Origin of the sequence: Streptomyces pseudogriseolus, from assembly GCA_002154585.1 — a bacterium.
In the GTDB taxonomy this organism is placed as follows: Bacteria; Actinomycetota; Actinomycetes; order Streptomycetales; family Streptomycetaceae; genus Streptomyces; species Streptomyces pseudogriseolus.
In genome coordinates this window covers 1-512 of record MUNG01000710.1, presented here as the reverse complement: position 1 = coordinate 512, position 512 = coordinate 1, and the positions used below count along the sequence as shown (strand labels likewise).

The 512-nt window shown below is 79.9% G+C and carries 1 pseudogene; it reads right to left on the bottom strand.

The features are described 5' to 3' along the window. Positions 1-13 precede the first annotated feature (13 nt). Positions 14-512: pseudogene (locus CCN29_RS34250) on the bottom strand (NERD domain-containing protein); the annotation flags it as partial.

Sequence of the window (512 nt, the reverse complement as noted above, 5' to 3'; positions counted from 1 at the left end):
CACAACCCCCCGCTCACAACCCCGCCCACGTCCTCCGGTCCCGTGCCGCCGCGTACAGCGCCTCGACGTCCGCGGGCTTCAGCACCCCGCCCCCTCGGGCCAGGCCCGGCACCTCCGCGTCGGTGAGGATCCACACCCCGCGCGGCACGGCGGTGACCGTCACGCGCCGGGCGCCGGCCAGAACCAGCACCGGGCGGACCTCGGCGGTGAGGGCGTACGCGGCCCGGTCGGCGTCGGCGCGCACCCGGTGCAGTACGGGCTCGGGCGGGCGCCGGCCGATGCGCACCCCGGGCTCCGCGACGGTCACCCGCTGCCGGTGGGCGGACCGGACGTGCAGGGCGTACAGGCCGCCGGGGCCGATCAGCAGGTGGTGGACGCGGTGGCCGCCGGGGAGCGGCAGGGAGTGCAGGGCGTGCCAGCCGGCGCCGTCCATGGCGTCGAGGGCGTCGCCCACGGCCCGCTGCGCGGACAGCTCCGCACGGCGCGGATCCGGGCGCAGGCGGCGCGCCGGG